Origin of the sequence: Streptomyces sp. NPDC048650 (assembly GCF_043199095.1) — a bacterium.
Classification (GTDB): Bacteria; Actinomycetota; Actinomycetes; order Streptomycetales; family Streptomycetaceae; genus Streptomyces.
In genome coordinates, this window is the sequence record NZ_JBICVM010000002.1 from 121,306 (window position 1) to 140,131 (window position 18,826).

At 72.7% G+C, this 18,826-nt stretch carries 15 protein-coding genes; 2 read left to right on the forward strand and 13 right to left on the reverse strand.

Features of this window, described 5'->3' with window-relative positions:
* Window positions 1–84: 84 nt before the first annotated feature.
* Both ACGFML_RS06300 and ACGFML_RS06305 read left to right on the forward strand, forming a co-directional pair.
* The gene (locus ACGFML_RS06300) at window positions 85–1,041 is read left to right on the forward strand and encodes a Ku protein (protein ID WP_393540621.1); all 957 of its coding nucleotides are present in this window, start codon (window positions 85–87) and stop codon (window positions 1,039–1,041) included.
* Window positions 1,042–1,164: 123 nt separating this feature from the next.
* On the forward strand, window positions 1,165–1,386 hold the full coding sequence (locus tag ACGFML_RS06305) for a DUF6458 family protein (RefSeq protein ID WP_393540623.1): 222 nt from the start codon (window positions 1,165–1,167) through the stop codon (window positions 1,384–1,386).
* Window positions 1,387–1,510: 124 nt separating this feature from the next.
* On the opposite strand, the gene ACGFML_RS06310 is transcribed toward ACGFML_RS06305, so the two are convergent.
* From ACGFML_RS06310 to ACGFML_RS06370, 13 genes are all read right to left on the reverse strand, one after another.
* The gene (locus ACGFML_RS06310) at window positions 1,511–3,232 is read right to left on the reverse strand and encodes a PQQ-binding-like beta-propeller repeat protein (RefSeq protein ID WP_393540625.1); all 1,722 of its coding nucleotides are present in this window, start codon (window positions 3,230–3,232) and stop codon (window positions 1,511–1,513) included.
* A complete protein-coding gene (locus tag ACGFML_RS06315) occupies window positions 3,229–4,830 on the reverse strand; it encodes a hypothetical protein (RefSeq protein WP_393540626.1) in 1,602 nt (533 codons plus the stop codon). The genes ACGFML_RS06310 and ACGFML_RS06315 overlap by 4 nt, the downstream gene beginning before the upstream one ends.
* A 444-nt stretch (window positions 4,831–5,274) precedes the next feature.
* Window positions 5,275–6,666, reverse strand: coding sequence for an NADP-specific glutamate dehydrogenase (gene gdhA, locus ACGFML_RS06320; RefSeq protein ID WP_393540628.1), 1,392 nt, complete (start codon window positions 6,664–6,666; stop codon window positions 5,275–5,277).
* A gap of 3 nt (window positions 6,667–6,669) precedes the next feature.
* Entirely contained in the window at window positions 6,670–7,935 is a 1,266-nt protein-coding gene (locus ACGFML_RS06325) for a beta-ketoacyl-[acyl-carrier-protein] synthase family protein (protein ID WP_393540629.1), read from the reverse strand.
* Window positions 7,932–8,201, reverse strand: a complete 270-nt coding sequence (locus ACGFML_RS06330) for an acyl carrier protein (RefSeq protein WP_393540631.1) — start codon at window positions 8,199–8,201, stop codon at window positions 7,932–7,934. Before ACGFML_RS06330 ends, ACGFML_RS06325 begins: the two co-directional genes overlap by 4 nt.
* Window positions 8,174–9,265, reverse strand: a complete 1,092-nt coding sequence (locus tag ACGFML_RS06335; protein ID WP_393540633.1) for a beta-ketoacyl-ACP synthase III — start codon at window positions 9,263–9,265, stop codon at window positions 8,174–8,176. Before ACGFML_RS06335 ends, ACGFML_RS06330 begins: the two co-directional genes overlap by 28 nt.
* 26 nt (window positions 9,266–9,291) lie before the next feature.
* Window positions 9,292–10,131: an SDR family NAD(P)-dependent oxidoreductase gene (locus ACGFML_RS06340; protein WP_393540635.1), complete on the reverse strand. Its 840-nt coding sequence runs from the start codon at window positions 10,129–10,131 to the stop codon at window positions 9,292–9,294.
* Window positions 10,128–11,222 (reverse strand): 3-oxoacyl-ACP synthase III family protein, encoded by a 1,095-nt coding sequence (locus tag ACGFML_RS06345; protein ID WP_393540637.1) that lies wholly within the window; start codon window positions 11,220–11,222, stop codon window positions 10,128–10,130. Before ACGFML_RS06345 ends, ACGFML_RS06340 begins: the two co-directional genes overlap by 4 nt.
* Complete coding sequence (locus ACGFML_RS06350; RefSeq protein WP_393540639.1) at window positions 11,219–13,084, reverse strand: acyl-CoA dehydrogenase; 1,866 nt, start codon at window positions 13,082–13,084, stop codon at window positions 11,219–11,221. The genes ACGFML_RS06345 and ACGFML_RS06350 overlap by 4 nt, the downstream gene beginning before the upstream one ends.
* The gene (locus tag ACGFML_RS06355) at window positions 13,056–14,093 is read right to left on the reverse strand and encodes an ACP S-malonyltransferase (RefSeq protein ID WP_393540641.1); all 1,038 of its coding nucleotides are present in this window, start codon (window positions 14,091–14,093) and stop codon (window positions 13,056–13,058) included. The genes ACGFML_RS06350 and ACGFML_RS06355 overlap by 29 nt, the downstream gene beginning before the upstream one ends.
* A 138-nt stretch (window positions 14,094–14,231) precedes the next feature.
* The gene (locus ACGFML_RS06360; RefSeq protein ID WP_393540643.1) at window positions 14,232–15,614 is read right to left on the reverse strand and encodes a tol-pal system YbgF family protein; all 1,383 of its coding nucleotides are present in this window, start codon (window positions 15,612–15,614) and stop codon (window positions 14,232–14,234) included.
* A gap of 279 nt (window positions 15,615–15,893) precedes the next feature.
* The gene (locus ACGFML_RS06365; RefSeq protein WP_393540645.1) at window positions 15,894–16,160 is read right to left on the reverse strand and encodes a hypothetical protein; all 267 of its coding nucleotides are present in this window, start codon (window positions 16,158–16,160) and stop codon (window positions 15,894–15,896) included.
* A gap of 183 nt (window positions 16,161–16,343) precedes the next feature.
* Complete coding sequence (locus ACGFML_RS06370; RefSeq protein ID WP_393540647.1) at window positions 16,344–18,824, reverse strand: DUF4132 domain-containing protein; 2,481 nt, start codon at window positions 18,822–18,824, stop codon at window positions 16,344–16,346.
* Between the last annotated feature and the right edge of the window lie 2 nt (window positions 18,825–18,826).

Below are 18,826 nucleotides of genomic sequence, written 5' to 3' on the forward strand. Positions count from 1 at the left end.
CTCGGCCGGCCCGCCTAGCATGGCTCTCAGCGCCGGCACGGCGATCCGCAGGCACGCCGAGCGGCACCGAGGAAAGCGGCCCCTATGCGTCCCACGGCGAAGTTCTCCATCAGCTTCGGCCTGGTCACGATCCCGGTGGCCGCCTACGCCGCCACGGACTCGACCGCGTCGGTCAGCTTCGTGCGGATCCACACGGCGGACGGCGGCCGGGTACGCAACCAGCCGGTGTGCTCCGTCGAAGGAGTCGAGGTCCCGCCGGACGAGATCGGCCGGGGCTATCAGGCCGACGGGGACACGGTCGTACCGCTGAGCGACGAGGACCTGGAGGCGCTGCCGCTGCCGACGGCGAAGACGCTGACGATCCTGGCGTTCGTCGCCGGTGGCGACATCGACCCCCTCCAGATGGGCAAGGGCTACTACCTGAGCGCCGACGGCGCCGCCGCGGCGAAGCCGTACGTCCTGCTGCGGCAGGCCATGGAGCGCCACCAGCGGGTCGGGCTCGGCAAGGTCGCGCTGCACGGCCGGGAGACGCTGGCCATGATCCGTCCGATGGAGGACGCGCTGGTGATGCAGGTCCTGCTGTGGCCGCACCAGATCCGCCCGATGGAGGGCGTGCTGCCCGACGGCGAGGTGGATCTCGCCGCCAAGGAGGTGGCGGCCGCCGAGAGCCTGATGGACTCCTACGGGGAGCTGTCGAAGGACGACGTCCACGATCACTACCGCGAGGCGCTCGAAGAGATCGTGGAGGCGAAGCTGGCGCACCGCGAGCCGTCCTTCGAGACGCCCCGCGAAGAGCCCGCCGGTCAGGTGATGGACCTGATGGCGGCCTTGCAGGACAGCGTTCGGGCCGCGAAGGAGTCGCGCGGGGAGGATGCGGGCGGCGCGGAGCGGAAGTCCGCCGGGCGGGCGGACGGACGGGCGTCGGCCGGGCGGGCCACCGGTTCGGGGGCCGGGAAGAAGGCCACCGGCGCGAAGAAGACCGCGGCGAAGAAGTCCGCGGCCGGGAAGCCCGCGGCCAAGGCGCGGCGCCGCGCCGGATGACGCCCGCGACCGGTCGGCCGAACGCCGTGTCCCGCACCCTTGTGGACATGAGCACCCGGTCGCCGGGTATCCGCCCGTGAGGAGTCCTTGCGTTCACTCCCGGCAGTTACGGAGGCGGGAACCATGGGTATCGGCGGGTGCATTGCGCTGCTCGCGGTGGGGGCGATCCTCACCTTCGCGGTCGACTGGCACATGGCCGGCATCAACGTCGACCTCGTCGGCATCATCTTGATGGTCGTCGGCATCATCGGCCTGGCGACGTACGTGACCATCCTCAAGCGGCGGCGTACCCAGCCGCCCTCCCCCGGCGCGCCGGTGATCGACGTCGAGGACCACCGCCGCTGAGGTCCCTTCCCCGGCATCCGGACGCGGTGCCGGCCGGCCCTTTCCTGTGGTCGGGCGGGGACGACGACGCCGCCCCGCCTGCCCGACGGGGCGGCGGGGCGGCGTAGGGCGCCTTGGGCCGGGGCTACTGCTTCAGCTTGAGCCCGATGATGGAGTACGACTTCGACTCCATCATCACTTCCTTGCCGATGGCGGTCATATACAGCCGGCCGTCGCGCCAGTAGGGCCTGGCCGAGCTGTCGAGTCCCTCGTCGACCTCGTCGGGGTACTCGACGGCGGTGTGCGGCTTGCCGGACTTGGGGTCGTACTCGACGAGTTCCGGCCCCTTGTCCGGGTCGTTGTTGCGCACGAAGACGTCGAGCTTGTCGCCGTTCGCACCGGGCAGCGGGAAGTAGTCCGTGTACTGCGCCACCTTCGTCTTCCACAGCAGTTTGCCGCTGTCGAGGTCGTAGGCGACCAGCAGGTTGCCGGGGTTGCCCTCCGACACCGCGATGACGAAGGTGTTGCCGAAGGCCCCGGCCTGCGTCCACGGGGCGCCCTCGGGATCGTGCGACTGCACGTACTTGGCCGGCTCCTTGGGCGAGAAGGTGCTGCGGAGCTTGCCCGTCTCGCTGTCCAGCGCCATCAGGCCCATGTCGGTGCGGCCCGGGTAGAGCACCACCGGGTCCGTGCTGATGACCTTACCGCCCACGGCCATCCCGGCGTCGAATTCGCCCTTCTCCGGGTGGAACGTGTAGGTCCACTTCGGCTTGCCGGTCGCCACGTCGATCTTCGAGACCTCGTCGTACGCCACGCCGCCCAACGGCTTGGTGTCGCAGGTGCGGACACGGATCAGCGCCTTGCCTCCGGTGTACGAGCCAGTGCCGTCGCACTTCCCGGTGCGCCCCGGAGTCCACGCCGGGGAACCGTCGGAGACCTTCAGCGCCCGGGTGACGCCCCAGACACTGGTGATCACGACATCGCCGGACCGGACAAAGCTGCCGCCCGAGGTGTCGGGCGGACCCCCGGCGTCCGGGTCGAACAGCTTGTCCGGGTCCTTCGGCTTGGCCTTGGGCTTGGAGAACTTCTTCGTCCACAGCTGCTTGCCGTTGCTGAGGTCGAACGCGACGAGATGGTCGCACGCCTTGGCGTCACCGTAGGCGACGAGGCCGATGCCGCCGTCCGACCCGGGGGGCGCCGCGCAGGCGGTGTTGGTGTCGCCGGGGAGCGGCGACGCCCAGACGCGCTTGCCGCTGTCGACGTTGTACGCCTTCACACCGTCGGGCAGGGTCTGGACCACGGTCTTGCCGGCGAACCAGGTGCCCTGCACCTCGGCGGCCATCTCGCCAGGGGGGAGCTTGCCCTCGTAGGAGGGCTGCGACCACAGCACCGCTTCGTCCGCGGACGACCCGGACAGCAGGAACCAGGCGCCGGTACCGGCTCCGCCCAGCACCACCAGTGCCACGACCAGCAGCACGATGAGGCCGGCCTTGCCCTTCTTCGCGGGGGGCGCGGCCGGGGCGCCGTACGGTGCCTGGGCCTGGCTCGGGTAGGGAGCCTGGGGCCCGGGCGGGGGCGGGGGCTGCTGGTTGCCGTACGCCTGCTGCACGGGCGGCGCGGGCGCGTACCCCTGGGGAGGGGCGGGCGCCTGCTGCGGGTAGCCGTAGCCCTGCTGCGGCTGCTGCGGCACCTGCTGGTGCTGAGGTGCCTGCGGGTACTGAGGTGCCTGCTGTTGCTGGAGCGGAGGCTGCGGCGGTTGCTGCTGCTGCGCGCCCTTCTGCCACGACATCGCGCCGGGGGCCGGGGGCGGGTTCTGTGGTTGTCCGGGGGGCGGGCCCGCCGCGCCCGGGGTGCCGGTGTCCGTCATGGGGCCACGCTCCTCACGTACTTGGCCCAGCCGGCCTGGAAGTCGGCGGTGTTCTGGCCCACGGCCGTCTGCAGCTGCTGGTCGAGCTTCTTCGGGTTCTGGTAGTGGTCCGCGACGAACTTCAGCGCCGCGGCCTGGCCGCTCTTCTTCTCGATGTACTTGATGGCGAGATAGGCCAGGGAGTAGTCCATGCCGACGCTGTGCGGATACGAGCCGAGTTCGCTGTCGGGCAGCTTGCCGTCGAAGGAGCCCTTCGCGAAGCCGGACCGCATCTTCATCGAGCCCTGCTGGGGATCGAAGTGGAAGGCGATGTACTCGGCGAATCCCTCGACCACCCACGAGCGCGCGCCACCGTCCATGGCGAGGAGGCCGTAGTCGCCCTTGTCCAGCGGCTGCACGATGGAGTGCGCGATCTCGTGGTGGGAGATCTGCTCCACACCGCGCTGCCACTGATCGCCGGAGAAATAGCCGGCGGTGGCGTCCAGCTTGATCCGGGCGCCGCCGAACTGCGGCTTGTTCTGCACGTCCTCATAGGTCTCGGAGAACGCGGGCATGCCCACGCTCATGCCCGCGTCCCAGCCGACGTCCTTCTCCGAGCTCGTGTAGAGCGTCGAGTAGACCTTCCGGTCCGGCTCCACGGTCACGACGAACGACTTGGAGGTGGGTGCGTCGGTCGGCGCGTTCGAAGCCCAGAAGGCGACGTCGTCCGCCGCGGCCTTCTCGATGTGCGGAGCGAACCGGCTCACCTTCGCGGCGTTCTTCTTGTCGGCGATGACGAGCGAATGCGGCTGCTTCTCGACGAACATGTCGTCGTAGACGTCCCAGGGCGCGGGGTAGTAGACGTATCCCTTCGCCCCGTAGGCGGAAGGCGATCCGCCCACCTTCGTGATGGACGGCTTGTCGCTCTTGGAAGCCCGCTTGACCACCCAGCGGTACCACTCGGCGACCGGCTGGACATCGACGTTCCGGATCTTGTGGACGAACGCCACGTCGAGCGCGACGGTCGCGCCGTCCCCGTAGTCGTCGCTGCCGGTACCGGTCTGCTTCAGGACACGGTAGTCGGCCTGCGCGAACGGTACCTTGCGCAGATTCTGGTAGATCTTCTTCTGGTGTGTCCGTGCGTCACCCGAGAACGGTGCGAGGAAGGTGTCCTCGTCGCCGCTCTTGAGGGCCTGGGTCCGGCCCTGGAGCAGACCGGATATGTCGGCCTCACTGAGCAGTTGTTCCCCGGTCGCGTCGCCGCCGGCGCCCCCGGGCAGGTCGTTGCCGCCCATGCCCTTGACGATCGCCACTCCACCGATGCCCAGGACCGCCAGCACGGCGAGGACGACCACGCCGATGACCGCCCGCTTCAGGCCCTTGCCCTCGCCGCCGGACGGCGGCGGGGGCGGTGACGGCGGGCCGCCGGCCTGCGGCGGCCAGGGCTGGGCCGGGTAGGGGCCGCCCTGGGGAGCCGGCCCCTGGCCGGGGGGAGCGTACGGCGCGGAGGGGACGGGACCTGGGGCTGCCGGTGGTGGGCCGGCCGGCTGGGAAGGCAGGGGCGCCTGTCCGTACGCGTTGCTGCCGCCCGGCCCTCCCGGCTGCGGAGGGTACGACATGTGCTTCCTTTCGGACACGATTCGGTGGCGCGGCGCCCAACTGCTGCGCTCGCGGCAGAACCGGAGACGTCCCACGCACGCCTCCGCGGCCGGGCCGGGTGTCGTACGGGAGTTGATGACCGGTGGCGGCCGGCGCAGGCGATGGCTGCCACTTCCGAATGCCGCCGGAACGCCGTTGGCCAGGCCCCGTCACGGCGGGTCCTGGCCACTTCCCCGTTACTGCTGACGCGTACTTTACAAGTGCGGTAAGTCCCTGTCGGCCGTGGGCCACTCCACGGTTGATATCGGCCGTATGAGGTATTGGGGCGGCGTTGTGAGGTGGTGCGAAAAGCATCCGGGTTGCGCCGGCGCCGGCGCGCTCGGGCGAGGGGAGGTTCCCCTCCCGCGCCTCTTGACTCGTCGGGCAGGGGCGGCGGCGGGCACCGGGCGGCGGTTCTTCCGCATTTACACGATTCCCTGCGCGAGCATCCCCGCGGCGAGACGTTCAAAGCCCGCGGTGTTGGCGCCGACCACGAGGTTTCCGGGGGCGCCGTAGCGCTCGGCACTCTCCTGGCAGGTGTCGTGGATGTGGCGCATGACGGCGGCGAGTTTCTCGGCCACCCGCGCGGAACTCCAGCTGTCGCGCTGGGCGTTCTGCTGCATCTCGAATGCGCTGGTGGCCACGCCTCCGGCGTTGGCGGCCTTTCCCGGGCCGAAGGCGACGCCGGCACTCCGGAGAATCCGGACGGCTTCGGGTGTGGCGGGCATGTTCGCTCCCTCGGACACCGCTTTTGTGCCGTTGCGCACCAGAATTGATGCGGCGGTGGCGTCCAGTTCGTTCTGGGTGGCCGACGGGAGGACGACATCGGCCGGGACGTCCCAGATCCGGCCGCCGCAACCGTGCGGAACATAGCGGGCGGACGGGCCGCGGCGTGGTGCGTAGGTGCTGATACGGCCGCGTTCGACCTCCTTGATCCGGCGCAGGAGTTCGATGTCGATGCCCTTTTCGTCCACCACGTAGCCGCCGGAGTCGGAGGCGGTGATCGCATGGGCCCCCAGTTCCTGCGCTTTGGCGAGGGAGTGGATCGCGACATTTCCCGAGCCGGACACGACGACCCGCCGGCCTTCGAGTTCTTCGCCGCGCGTCGCGAGCAAATGCTCGACGAACAGGACGTTTCCGTATCCGGTGGACTGGGTGCGCAGCGCCGATCCGCCCCATTCGCGGCCCTTTCCGGTCAGTACGCCGGGCGCCCAGCGATTGGTGATGCGCCGGTACTGGCCGAAGAGATAGCCGATCTCGCGGCCGCCCACGCCGATGTCGCCGGCCGGGATGTCGGTGTGCTCGCCCACATGGCGGTGGAGTTCCGTCATGAAGGACTGGCAAAAGCGCATCACTTCGGCGTCGGAGCGGCCTCGCGGGTCGAAGTCGCTCCCGCCTTTTCCGCCGCCGAGGCCGAGCCCGGTGAGCGCGTTCTTGAAGACCTGCTCGAAGGCCAGGAATTTCACGATGCCCAGGTTCACCGAGGGGTGGAAGCGCAACCCGCCCTTGTACGGGCCGAGGGCGCTGTTGAATTCCACCCGGAAGCCCCGGTTGACGCGGACGGCGCCCGTGTCGTCCTGCCACGGGACCCGGAAGATCACCTGCCGTTCGGGCTCGGCGACGCGTTCGAGCAGCCCGGGTTCGGCGAACTCCGGGTGCCGGGCGAGGACCGGGGCGAGGGAGCCGAGGACTTCCCGCACGGCCTGGTGGAATTCCGGCTCCGCCGGATTGCGGCGCCGGATGTCGGCACAGAGGCCGTCGAGCCGCTGCCGGAGCCGGTCGCCGACGGCCGGTGCGAGGGGGGCAGGGGGCGGCATGCTTCATCCTTCCGTGGGGCGCGGGGCCGCGGCGGGCCGGAAGGCGAGCACGGTGTTGTGGCCGCCGAAGCCCGCGGAATTGCTGAGCGCGAGGGGGATCTCCTGGGCGTGGGCCGTGCCGGTGACCAGGTTCATCGGTTCGGCATCCGGTTCGGGCCGCTGGAAGTTGGCGGTGGGCGGGACCAGCCGGTGCTCGACCGTCAGGACGGTGAGCGCGGCCTCGATGGCCCCGGCCGCTCCCATGGTGTGGCCGGTGACGCCCTTGACGGCGGTCACCGACGGGGCTCCGGCGCCGAACATCCGGTGCAGGACGGCGGCTTCGGTGCGGTCGTTGAGCGGTGTGCTCGTCCCGTGGGCGTTGATGTGGCCGACGTCCCCGGGGTCCGCACCGGCGGTGCGCAGGGCCTGCTCCATGGCGCGGCGCAGGCCGCGCCCGGCGGGGTCGGGGGCCACCGGATGGTGGGCGTCGGCAGAGACCCCGTAGCCGGCGAGGACGGCGTGGACCGGAGCGCGCCGGGCGGCCGCATCCGTGTCCCGCTCCAGCACGAGTACGCCCGCCCCCTCGGCGAGGACGAAGCCGTCGCGGGCGGCGTCGAAGGGCCGGGAGGCGGCGGCCGGGGAGTGTCGGCGGCGGGAGAGCGCGCCCATTTTCGCGAAGGCCGTGGCGCACAGCGGCGTGATCATGGCGTCGGCCCCGCCCGCGACGGCGATGTCGCAGGCGCCGGCGTCCAGCAGCAGCGCCGCGAGGGCGACGGCGGTGGCTCCCGAGGCGCAGGCGGTGGCGGTGTGCAGCACGGCGCCGTTGGCGCGCAGCGCGATCGCCAGCGCTCCGGCGGCCATGTTCGGCAGGAAGGCGGGGAGGGTGAGCGGGGAGACCGACCGGGGGCCGCTGTCGAGGAGCTTGCGGAACTGGTCCTCGTAGGTGTCCACTCCCCCGGCCGCTGACCCCAGGACGACGGCGACCCGGGTGCCGTCCCAGGAGGTCGGGTCCAGTCCGGCATCGGCGACGGCCTCGTGGGCGGCCGCCAGTGCGAACTGGGTGAACCGGTCGTGCCGCCAGGGCCGGGGGCCGGGGACGTGCGTGCGCGGATCGAAACCGGGGACCCGGCAGGAGAGGGCGACCGGAAGTCCGGCCAGCGCGGGGTCCGCGGCGGCGGTGCCGCTGCCCTCGCACACCCCCGCCCAGGTACCGGCGGTGCCGGTGCCGGCCGGTGTGACGAGCCCGAGGCCGGTGACGGCGATGTCCCCCGGCCGGCCGGGGCCGGTCACCGAGGGGTCCCGTGCTCGGACGGGGCCCGGTCGCCGGGCAGCTGGGCCGCCACGCTCCGGGCGATCTGCCGCAGCGTCAGTTCGGCGGCGGATTCGTCCTCTTCGAGCGGCACCTGCCAGTACTCCTGGAGGGTGACGTAGAGCTCGACGACGGCCAGCGAGTCGAGTTCGAGTGCGGCCGGGGAGACATCGGGGCCGATCTCCTCGGCGTCCACCTCGAACTTCTCGGTCAGTACGGTCACCAGGTGGTCGTAGACAGTTTCCACGGTTGCTTCCTCCGATGTGTGGGTGCGGTGCTGCGGGGTTGGGGTTCGTGGGTGCAGGGCACGGCGGTGGGCCAGTTCAGCGCCACCGACCCCCAGGTCAGCCCGCCGCCGAAGGCGGTGAGCAGGGTGCGGGTGCCGGGGCGCACGACGGCGCGGCGCGCCGTGTCGGCCAGGGCCAGGGGGATGGAGGCGGCGGCGGTGTTGCCGACGTCGCGGATGTTGCCGTGGCGATGGTGCGGTGCGATGCCCACCCGGTCGGCGACCGAGTCGAGGATGCGCTGGTTGGCCTGGTGGCCGATGAAGGCGCCGACGCTCTCCGGCGGCCACCCCGCCTGTTCGAGCACGGCCAGTGAGGAGTCGGTCATCCGGCGCACGGCGTGCCCGTACACCTCGCGGCCGCTCATCCGGAAGTAGCGGTCCTCGCGGCACAGATGGCGGGAGGTGTCGGGCCGGCGGGAGCCGCCGGCGGTGACGGCGATGAGGTCGCTGCCGGCGCCGTCGGCTCCCCAGTCGACGGCGCCGACCGCCCCCGGTTCGTCGCGGTCCCCGGGGCCCAGCAGGACGGCACCGGCACCGTCGCCGAAGATCACCGCGGTGTCCCGGTCCAGCGGATCGATGATGCTGGAGTACTTCTCGGCGCCGATCACCAGCGGGCGGGCGCAGACCCCGGCCCGGACCAGCGCGGTGGCGACGGTGACGCCGTAGACGAAACCGGAGCACACCGCCGCGAGGTCGAAGGCGGGCACCGTGCCCAGGTCCAGCCGGTGGGCGACCTCGGGGGCGGTGGCCGGGCAGCGGCGGTCGGGGGTGGTGGTAGCGACCAGCACCAGGTCCGCCCGGGCACGCGCGGAGGTCTGTGCGGCGTGGCCCGCGGCCACCGCGAGGTCGCCGGTGCTGATGCCGTCCTCGGCCTGCCGGCGCCGGGCGATGCCGGTGCGGGCGCGGATCCACTCGTCGGTGGTGTCCAGTACGCCGCGGCTCTTGACGTCCTCGTTGGACAGGACGCGCGGCGGCAGGCAGGTGCCGATGCCGCGGATCACGGCGGTGGGGTTCTCCCTGTTCATGGTGGGCAGTCCTCGGCTCTCGGGGGTCAGGCGGCGAACGGGGAGGGCGGCTTGGGGATGCCGGCGAGCCCGCCGTCGGGAACGGAGGCGCCGCCGTCGAGGACCAGCGCATGGCCGGTGAGGAAGGACGCGGCGGGGGACGCCAGATAGAGCGCGGCGCAGGCGACCTCGTGCGGTTCGGCCCAGCGGCCCAGGGGGACGTGGGCCATCAGCCAGTCGGACAGCGGTCCGGTGGAGTAGGCGAACGCGGTCATGTCCGTCCGGGTCCACCCCGGGCACAGGGCGTTGACCCGGACGCCCTCGCGCGCCCAGCCGACCGCGAGACTGCGGGCGAGGGAGATCTGCGCGGCCTTGGACGCCGCGTACGCCTCCATCCTGGGCGTTCCGGACACTCCGGCGAGGGACGACATCAGGACCACGGCGGCCCGGGACGAGGCGGTGAGGTGCCGGTGCGCCTGCCGGCACAGGGCGGCGGTGGCGTTGAGGTTGACCGCCAGTACCTGGTTCCAGTCCTCCTGGGCGGAGTCCTGGAGCGGGGTCATGACGGGGCTGCCGTCGGGCAGGGAGGGAAGTACTCCCGCGTTGTGCACGACGACGTCGAGGCCGCCGAGCGCCGACGCCGCGCCGTCCACCACGCTCTCCGGGGCCCCGGGCTCGGTGAAGTCGCCCGGTACCAGGTGCGCGGTGCGCCCTTCCGCCGCCACCAGCTCGGCGGTCTCCTCCAGGGCGGCCGGGCTGCGCGCGGACAGCGCCAGATCGGCGCCGGCCTGGGCGAGTGCCACGGCGACGGCCTTGCCGATGCCGCGGGAGGCGCCGGTCACCAGGGCCCGCGCGCCGTCCAGCCGGAACGAGGCGAGTGCGGTCATGAGGAACTCCGTTGCGTGGCGGGGGTGTGGGCGGGCGGCCGGGCGGTGTGCGCGGGCCGGGCGGGCGCGATCCGGATGGTGGATGCCCCGGTCCAGGTCAGCAGGGCGCTGCCCCAGGTCACGCCCGCGCCGAAGACGGCGAGCAGCACGCGGCCGTCGCGGGGCAGCAGCCCGCGTGCGGCGGCGGTGGCCAGGGCGTACGGGGCGCTGGCGGCGCCGATGTTGCCCACCTCGTCCCCGACGATGACGAGCCGCTCCGGCGGAATGCCGATGCGTCCGCCGAGGTCGCGCAGCAGGACGGGGTTGGGCTGGTGGGTGATGAAGGCGTCGATGTCCTCGGTCCGGAGCCGGTTGCGGGTCAGGCTCTCGCTGACGAGCTGGGGAAAGATCCGGGTGATGAAGTCGCGCACCGCACGGCCGTCCATGTGGATGTGGTGCCGGTGGGCGCCCAGCGTGGCGGGGCTCGCGGGGGCGCGGCTGCCGCCGGCGGGGATGAGGACGTGGTGGGCGCCGGTGCCGTCGGAGCCGAGCCGGAAGTCGGCGAATCCGCGGCCGTCCGGCACGGGCCCGAGCACCGCGGCGGCCGCGCCGTCGGCGAAGAGGACCGCGGTGCCCCGGTCCGCGGGGTCGATGAACTTGGAGTACGCCTCGACGCCGACGACGACCGCGTACCGCGCGCCGTGGCCCTCGCGGAGCCAGTCGTGGGCGACCTTGGCGGCGAACAGCCAGCCGGCGCAGGCCGCGCTGACGTCCAGGGCCACGGCATGGTGGGCGCCGGTCAGCGCCTGGACCCGGCAGGCGGTGGAGGGGCCCAGTTCGTCGGGGGTGGAGGTGGCCACGATCAGGACGTCGAGCTGGTCGCTGTCGATGCCCGCGGCGGCCAACGCGGCCCGTACGGCCGCCGCCGCCAGGTCGGAGGCGGCTTCCGCCGGATCGGCCACGTGGCGGGTGTGCACACCGGTGCGCTCGGTGATCCACTGCGGCGTGACGCCCGCCGCCTCGGCGATGTCCTGGTTGGAGCGGGTGCCGGGCGGGAGGTAGGTGCCCATGCCCAGTACTCCGATGGATGCGGTGGGGGAATCGGGGGTCATGACGGCCTTTCCGGTTGCCGGGTGAGGAAGTCGGTCAGTGCCGCGGCGTAGTCGTCGGCACCCAGCGGGACGGGGGGCGCGCCGCGGGGCGCGCTCATGGCCTCGTCCAGCAGCGGGAGGTGCGGCAGCAGGCGGTCGCACAGGCGATCCGTCACCGCGGGCAGTGCGCGTACGGTGGCGGGGTCGAGTACACCCGTGGCCAGGAGGCGGCCGGCGAGCCGGCGGGCCTCGGCCGCGCCGTACAGCGCCGCCAGGGGGCGCAGGGCGGCGAGGAGTTCGGGGTCGCCGACCGCGTCGACGGCGCCGGCCAGGCTCTCCGCGAGGAGCCGGCTGCCGTACGCCTCGCCGAGTTCGCGCGCCGCGTCCAGCAGCGGGTTCCACAGGTCCAGGCCGGTGTGCCCGGCCTGGGTGCGCTCCTCCAGGGTGCGGCGCAGCTCGTGGGTCAGCCAGGTCTCCTGGGCCCTGGCCACCGCGGGCCACCACGCGGAGTGGTCCACGGGGACGTCGGGTGGCAGCGCGGCCCGGCCGGCGGCGGGCTCGGGCTCCTGGACGAGGGCCCGGCCGGTGTCCAGCAGGATCAGCTGGCTGTCGCCGCCGGCGCTGTCGAAGGCGTGGGCGCAGCCGTGGTATCCCGCCAGCAGGTTGGGGTGCAGGAAGCCCGCGACGCCGCACCGGTGCTGGCACTCGCGCGCCACCCGGGCGGTGCCGCGGACCGTGAGGGCCTTCAGCACCGCGAGGGGACGGTCGACCGCGGTCCAGGGGGCGAAGGTCATCCCGTCCGTGCGGCCCGCCGCCGGGGGGCGGCCGCCGGCTGCGGCGCGGGAGCGGGTCCAGATCTCCCGGGCGGTGCGTCCGGCGCAGGTGAGGGCGAACGACTCGGCCAGGCAACCGAGCAGCGCGTGCTGCTGGTTGCGGTAGGCCAGCACCTTCGCCCCGGGGGCGAGCCGGCCGTGGGCCCGTCGGTGTGCGGCGAAGCGCAGGGCCCGGAGCGAGGACTCGCGTGCCATGGCGGCCATCGCCGCGGGCAACGTCGCCCAGAGGGCCTGCCCGACGCACAGGGTCCGCGACAGGCGGGCGTCCGGGGAGCCGAGCGGATCGTGGAACGCCCCAGCGCCGTCGATCCGGGCACCGTCGTCGAGCCACTGGTCGTGGTGGAGCCGTACGCCGTGGAAGCGCACCAGCGCGTAGTCCAGCGGCAGGTCGGGCACCCCGATGGCGGCGGAGATCTCCACGCCCGGCAGCGGGCCGCGGTCATCGGTGAGGTCCACCACGAAGGAGAACACCCCGCGGTCCGCCCCGCCGACCAGCAGGCGGGCGCAGACCACGGCCGTCTGCGGCATCCGGGAGGATCCGACGCCGGAGAACTTCGCCGCGCCCGCGTCGGGGGTGCGGAGCCGGAATGCGCGGGTTTCCGGGTCGAATTCCGCGGTGGTACGGATGCCCAGGTGGCTGCTGGCGTCGCCGATCTCCGTCACCAGGAACACGCCCTTGGAGCGGGCGCTCGCCAGCGCCTCCCACTGCCGGCCGAGCCGGGCCGGGTCGTCCGTCAGGGAGATGACCGATCCCAGGCAGAGCGCGTAGTGGGACAGGACGGCCATGTACAGCGGCGGGTCGGCGACCGCGACGCATTCGCTGAGCAGGGTGAGCCTTCGCGGGTCCCGGAACAACTCGACGGGCGGTGGCAGGACTTCGGCGAGCCTGCGCAGCCGACGGTGGATGCGGTGGGCGCCCTCTGGCGAACAGGTGGCCGTGGGTGCGGCTTCGGCCGTCAGGGCGGCGGCCAGCCGGCTGTGCAGGGCGTCGGGGCGCGTTCCGTTGAGGAGTTCGTTCAGTTCAGCGGGGGGCGAGGGGTGTGTGGTCATCGAGACGGCTCCAGGTGGCGGTCGCGGGCGGCCAGGGGTATCCGGGTTCGGCCAGGGGGGCGTGGGCGTCGGCCGCGGCCGGCGGCAGGGTGTGGCGCGCGTTGCGGGTCAACGCCCGGCCGGTCCCCGCCTCGAGGAGCAGTGCGGGGCGCCGGGCGGTCAGCCGGTGCAGGACCTCCGGCAGGCGTGCGGGGTGGATCAGGCAGTTCGCCAGACCGCGGTGGACATCGTCGTCGGGCCCGTAGGGGCCGCCGTGGACGACGGAGACGACGGGGATTCGGGCGGGGCGGGCGGCGAGGGGCCGGATCGCCGCCTCGAACGCCCGGGCCGGCCCGGTCAACGACGGGTGGTGGGCCGAGAACGGCAGCCGCAACCGGGAGGTGGGCAGGCCCTGGCGCCCGGCCAGTTGCTCGACGGCCCGCAGGTCCGGGCAGGGGCCGCTGAGGACGGTCTCGCCGGTGTCGTTCACGCAGGCGAGGGCGAGATCCGGTGCGTGGGCCTCGCGCAGCAGCGCCCGGGCCCGGTTCTCGCCCGCGCCGAGCAGCGTCATCCCGCCTGCACAGCGGGTCAGTTGGCGTGCCAGCAGGCAGGCGATGCGCGCGCCGTCGGCGACGTCGAAGACCCCCGCCGCGGTGAGCGCCGCGATCTCCCCGAAGCTCACCCCGAGCACCGCCTCGGGTGTCTGCCCGGCCTCGCACAGCGCGCGATGGATCGCCACCGAGGAGCAGAAGAGGGCCAGTTGGGGTGTGCCCACCGGCCCGGCGGCGAGGTCGCGGCCGCTGGGCGGCGTATCGCTCAGCAGGGCCTCCCCCATCGGTGCGATACCGAACTCGGTGCCCGCCCGCGCCGCCTGGTCGAATACCTCGGCGACGGCGGAACGTACACAGGGGTGCGCGCGGGCCGCCCGTACGAGCGGACTGACGGCAAAATCGCCCTGGCCCGGAAAGAGATGAACGACCGGTCGGGTTGCCGGTGTGCGGTCTCCGGGAGACGGCACGGCGGTATTCACGGAAGCAGTATGCATTTCCACCGCTCCTTTCCTGCCGGTGGCTTCCGTTGTCGATTGAACAACGTCTGCCGAGCCGGTGGGACCGTCAGCGGTGTGCGGAATTGTTGAACGGTGTGAAAGTCCGTCGGTCGCAGCGGTTCAGTGCCGGGGAACTGCGGAGGTCAGTGCGGAGGTACGGTGCAGAATGGCGTACGCCAAAGGAAGTTGGCGAAAGGGGGAGAGGAGCTGGCGCAGCCGGTTCACCGCGAGATCGGCCGCGCCCGACCGCAGATGGACATAGTGGTCGAGAAATGAGTTCCAGGCGCTGCAGGCCTCTTCCACATGGCCGAGGCCCACGAGCATTTCCGCGTACTGCGCATGACTGAGTGCCAGCCCGCGATGGTCGTCGTCCGGCCGTCGCGTCAGCGAGCGGTGCAGAGCGGTGCGGGCGGCCGGCACATTTCCCAGATGCCTGAGCACCTCGGCGCTCTGGAATTCGAATGCGGCGCGCGAATAGGCGTCGAAGGGGCCGGTCCTGGCCGCCTCGCGCTCCCCCGCCTCGACGGCATGCTCGGCGCGGCCGAGGGAGGCGACCGCTTCCCGACGCAGACCGCAGGCCGCCTGGGCGACGGCGAGCTGGGACAGGAGGAACGCCAGGGTGGCGCCGTCCGGCGCGCGGGCGGACTTTGCGGCGGCCTCGGCGGCGTGCAGGGCGATCTGCCGGTGCCCCAGCTCCAGGCCCTGGGCGCTCAACCCGCGCAGGACGACGGCCCAGGCCGTGGCGTCCCCGGACTCGGCGGCGAGTTGCAGGGCGGTGGTGAAGTGGCGCTGGGCCAGGCCGTGGACGGAGGCGTCCTGATGCATCCGTGCGAGCAGAAAGGACAGCCGTGACGCCTCGACCAGAAAGCCGCGGTGGAGGTCCTGGTCCCCCGATTCCCGCAGCCGGGGAGCGATGTCGTCGGCGAGATACGTGGCCAGGGAGGAGCGGGCCCGCCGGCCGCCGTAGGCGTTGAAGGAGGCCGCGTAGAACCGCACGGCGAGCCGGACGACGGTCAGTTCGCCGGCACCCTCATGGTGCCCTTCCGCAGTTCGCGCCGGTGGTACGGCGTGCGCCGCCCAGGCTCGGGGATCGGCGCTCACCTGCGCGAGGTCCGCTTCCCGATAGGGCTGGAGCCGTGCGGACACCCGGCGGGCGGGGTCGCTCTCCATGCCGCACAGATGCGTAAGGGCCATTTCACCCGGGGAGCCGTTTTCGGAAAGCCGTCCGTCGGCCGGCACGGACGTTTCGTGGGCGAGACCGGCGGCCACCGGGGAAATGGAACGGCCGAGCCTACGGGTCAGGGCCTCGGCTATGAGTTCGGGAACCGGCGGCAACGGCTGTGTTCCGCTCAGCCAATGGGCGACGGCCGTTCGGTCGTAATTCAGGTCCAGGTCGATTTCCGCGGCCAGTACATTGACCGACCGCGCCAGCGCGGCTTGCGTCCATCGGGCCTCCGCCAGCAGGGCCCGTAATTTTTCGTTGCGGCGACGGGGCGGCGACACTCACGGCTCCTGACGGGAAGGTGCGAGCGGCGGTGGATCGCCGTGGGCGGCCCGTGGCATTCCGCCGCGTCGCGGTCTGCCCCGGGCCGGGGGCCCGGCCGCGGGGGCCGCGGGATTCCGACTTTTCCGCGCTTCCTCCACGGGCCGGTCACGGGCGAAGGGCCGGGAAGAGGTGGGCGGCTGCCAGAGGAGCTTTCGAGATGCCATGTACCGCGCCTGATGCTGCTGTTGTGCATGGTGAATCACGGGCGGAGCGGGCCTGGGCGAATCCCGTGCGCGTCATTCGGCCAATGGCCGGAAAAGCGCCCGGTCGTCATGGGTGGCATGACCCAGGTCCATCCCTAACGGAACCATGAATGGCGTCGAGAGGGAACGCCCGCCCGGGGTGAGATGCGTGAACGTGTTGAAAGTCAACGCCTCGGCGCCGGGTTCCGCGGATTGCCGCCGCGGGCCCACCGGTTCCGTGGCTGTCCCGTCATGCCCCTGGCCGGACGGTGGCTCCGAGCGGGCGAGCAGCACCATCGCCACAACAAAAGGGTCGGTCACAGCTCCATAGGTGCGGGGCTGCGCCGGCTTCCCGCCTTCAGCGCGCCCACTTTCCGTCCGCTTCACCCGGAAGCACGAGGCCCGCCTGCGCCGCACGAGGCGGACGGAGCGCGCAGCGGCGGCCGGCGGGCGGGACGCGACGGGAGCTGCCCGCCGCGCCCGACCTGATCCGCACGGCACCCCCTACCGGCGGAGCTGGCTGGTGATGGCCGGATCCGTGATCGCGGTGTCGTTCGCCAGCAGCAGGGCCTTGGAGAGGATCACGGCGAGCATCCGGTCCCCTTCGAAGGGGAGGTAGCCGGGATCCGGGCCGGCGCCCGTGGGGACGATGCAGAGGTACTGGTCGTCGGGCTCCATCAGGATGTTGCCCGACCCCAGGTGGATCCGGTAACCGCGCAGATCGCCCCGGACGTGGAGGAAGCGGCCCTGGAGCGTGCAGCGGTCGGCGACGGCCAGCCGTGGCACGAGCCGCGCCAGCACGTCGCGCCGGGTGGTGGCGCTCTGGTTGAGCTCACCGAAGCCGTAGGAGGTCCAGTACTCCCGGAACCGGCCGCCCGGCCCGCCGTCCGCCCAGGTCGGGTCGTTGCCGACGCTGGCGACGCCGACGAAGAGATCCACGTCCCGCAGCACCTCGCTCAGCACGAGCTCCGGAATCTCCGTCAGCGGCAGCGGTTCGACGGGGTCCTGGCCGTCACGCAGCCACATGTCGTACCCGCCGCCGCTGCAGTGCGCCGTGTTGGACGGTGCGTCGATCGGGTAGAAGCGGACCTGATCGGTGCGCAGCCGCAGGTAGACGCCGGTCTCCGTCATGTCCGCGTCCCAGTCGTCGCCGCCGTCGCCCTCGATCCAGTACTCGGCGCGCAGTCCCCACCTGGGCAGTTCACGGACCGCGGGCGGGCACACGTCGTCCACGCCCAGGCGCAGTGCGTTGCGCCAGCCGCGGACCGCGGCGAGCGAGTGGAACTGGTGCTGGCGCAGGATGTGCGCGGCGAAGCGGTTCGAGTACGTACCGGTCGTCCGCTCGGCGGCGGTGAGGGGGTACACCTCCCGGTGGGCCTGCTTGAACGGCTGGGTGACGCCGAGGTCTTCGAGGCGGGACCGCCAGCCGGAGATCTCGGCGGCGTCCCGCCCGACGGGGTGCCAGAGCCGGACCTCGGCGTCCGCGGCCGGGGCGCAGGCATCGCCCCCGAGGGTGCTCAGGGCCGTCCCGTCGAAGGCCACCGAGCACCCGTCGACGGTCCAGATCAGGCGGCGGGCGAGCGTGCCGACCAGGGGGTGGTCGAGGTAGTGCGCGCGCCACCGGGCGTACGGCCATCCGCGGCCGGCGAGGAACTGGCGGTCCAGCCGCTCCGCCTGGGCGCCCAGCATCCTGGTGAGGTCCTTGACCGCGGCCTTGAGTTCCTTGAGCTCCGCCGCGTGGTCGCGGCGGGCGGCCGCGGGCACGCTCCTGACCGGTTTGCCGGCCGCGTTGCGCCAGGACAGCACGGCTCTGCCGGCGTGGACCTCCAACAGCGCGGTGGCTTCCCCGAAGCGGTACTCGGCCCGGCCGACCTCGCTCAGCCCGTACGTCGGGACGGCGAGCTCCTCGACCTCCTCGCGGGTCATTCCGAGGGCGCCGGCCCGGGTCTCCAGGGCCTGGTCGACGAGCTTGCCGGTGGCCTTGTAGGAGACCCGCAGGGCGAGCCGGGCGAGCTCGGCCAGGGCCTCCTCGCCGTCGATGCGGGAGAGCGCGATGACACCCGCGTTGGCGACCTTGGGGTTGCGCGGCCCGAGGCCGGGTGCCTTCTTCAGGGCGGTCTCGACGAGGGCGGCGAGGGCGCGGGGCGTCCCTTGACGGGCCGGCAGCAGCGAGAGCAGCCAGGCCAGGCCGCGCAGTGCGGTGGCGTTGTAGGGGTCGAAGGCGTTGTTGGCGTCCGGACCGTACGGCGAGGGCACGAGCGGGAGCGTACGCGGCCGTCCCACCAGCGCCAGCCAGCTCAGCACCGCGTCGCGGACGGCATCGGCGCCGCCCGCCGCCTCGATGACGGTGCGGGCGCCTTCGTCCCAAGCGGCGGAGGGCTTCGAGGCCGTCGCCGTGCGGGCGTGCTCCAGCACGCCCCGCAGCCCGACGTCGGCCATGGCCCGCTCGGCCCATTCCTCACCGACGTTGAGCACCGGCTCGGTCATCTGCCGCGCCATCGAGGCTATTTCCTCCCCGGCATGGTGGCCCATCGTGATCACCGTTCTGCGGAACGTCGCGACGACCGACGGGTCGAGGGCCCCTCCGGCGGCGAGTTCGGCCCGTGCGAGGGTGCCGTAGCCGTCGCCGCGCCAGAAGTGGTTGCTGCGGCCGACCTCGGCGAGCCGTGCCGCCGCCTCCTTGGCCAGGGGTTGCTCGCCCGGCTCCCGGCCGAGCTCCGCGGCCAGGACCAGCAGACGCTCACGCACCGTCGCCGGGTCCGCCCCGCTGCGGTAACGCGCCGCCACCGCGGCGAGGAGCCGCCGCTGGTCGGCCGCCGGCAGCGTGTCGTACGCGTCGAGCTCTTCGGTCAGGTCCGGTTGGTGGCGATGGTGCCGGGCGATGACCCGCACGAAGCCCTCCACGACGGCCGCGGGGTCTTCTCCGACGGTCCGGCGCATGCTGCTTGCGGCCTCGGTTGCCTCGGGATCGGGTTCGACGTCCACGG

What these genes read in the sequence shown, in the direction of transcription:
- ACGFML_RS06300 (WP_393540621.1), top strand. Translation starts at nt 85, where the DNA reads ATGCGTCCCACGGCGAAGTTCTCCATCAGCTTCGGCCTGGTCACGATC.
- ACGFML_RS06305 (WP_393540623.1), top strand. Translation starts at nt 1,165, where the DNA reads ATGGGTATCGGCGGGTGCATTGCGCTGCTCGCGGTGGGGGCGATCCTC.
- ACGFML_RS06310 (WP_393540625.1), bottom strand. Translation starts at nt 3,232, where the DNA reads ATGACGGACACCGGCACCCCGGGCGCGGCGGGCCCGCCCCCCGGACAA.
- ACGFML_RS06315 (WP_393540626.1), bottom strand. Translation starts at nt 4,830, where the DNA reads ATGTCGTACCCTCCGCAGCCGGGAGGGCCGGGCGGCAGCAACGCGTAC.
- gdhA (WP_393540628.1), bottom strand. Translation starts at nt 6,666, where the DNA reads ATGCCGCCCCCTGCCCCCCTCGCACCGGCCGTCGGCGACCGGCTCCGG.
- ACGFML_RS06335 (WP_393540633.1), bottom strand. Translation starts at nt 9,265, where the DNA reads ATGAACAGGGAGAACCCCACCGCCGTGATCCGCGGCATCGGCACCTGC.
- ACGFML_RS06340 (WP_393540635.1), bottom strand. Translation starts at nt 10,131, where the DNA reads ATGACCGCACTCGCCTCGTTCCGGCTGGACGGCGCGCGGGCCCTGGTG.
- ACGFML_RS06345 (WP_393540637.1), bottom strand. Translation starts at nt 11,222, where the DNA reads ATGACCCCCGATTCCCCCACCGCATCCATCGGAGTACTGGGCATGGGC.
- ACGFML_RS06350 (WP_393540639.1), bottom strand. Translation starts at nt 13,084, where the DNA reads ATGACCACACACCCCTCGCCCCCCGCTGAACTGAACGAACTCCTCAAC.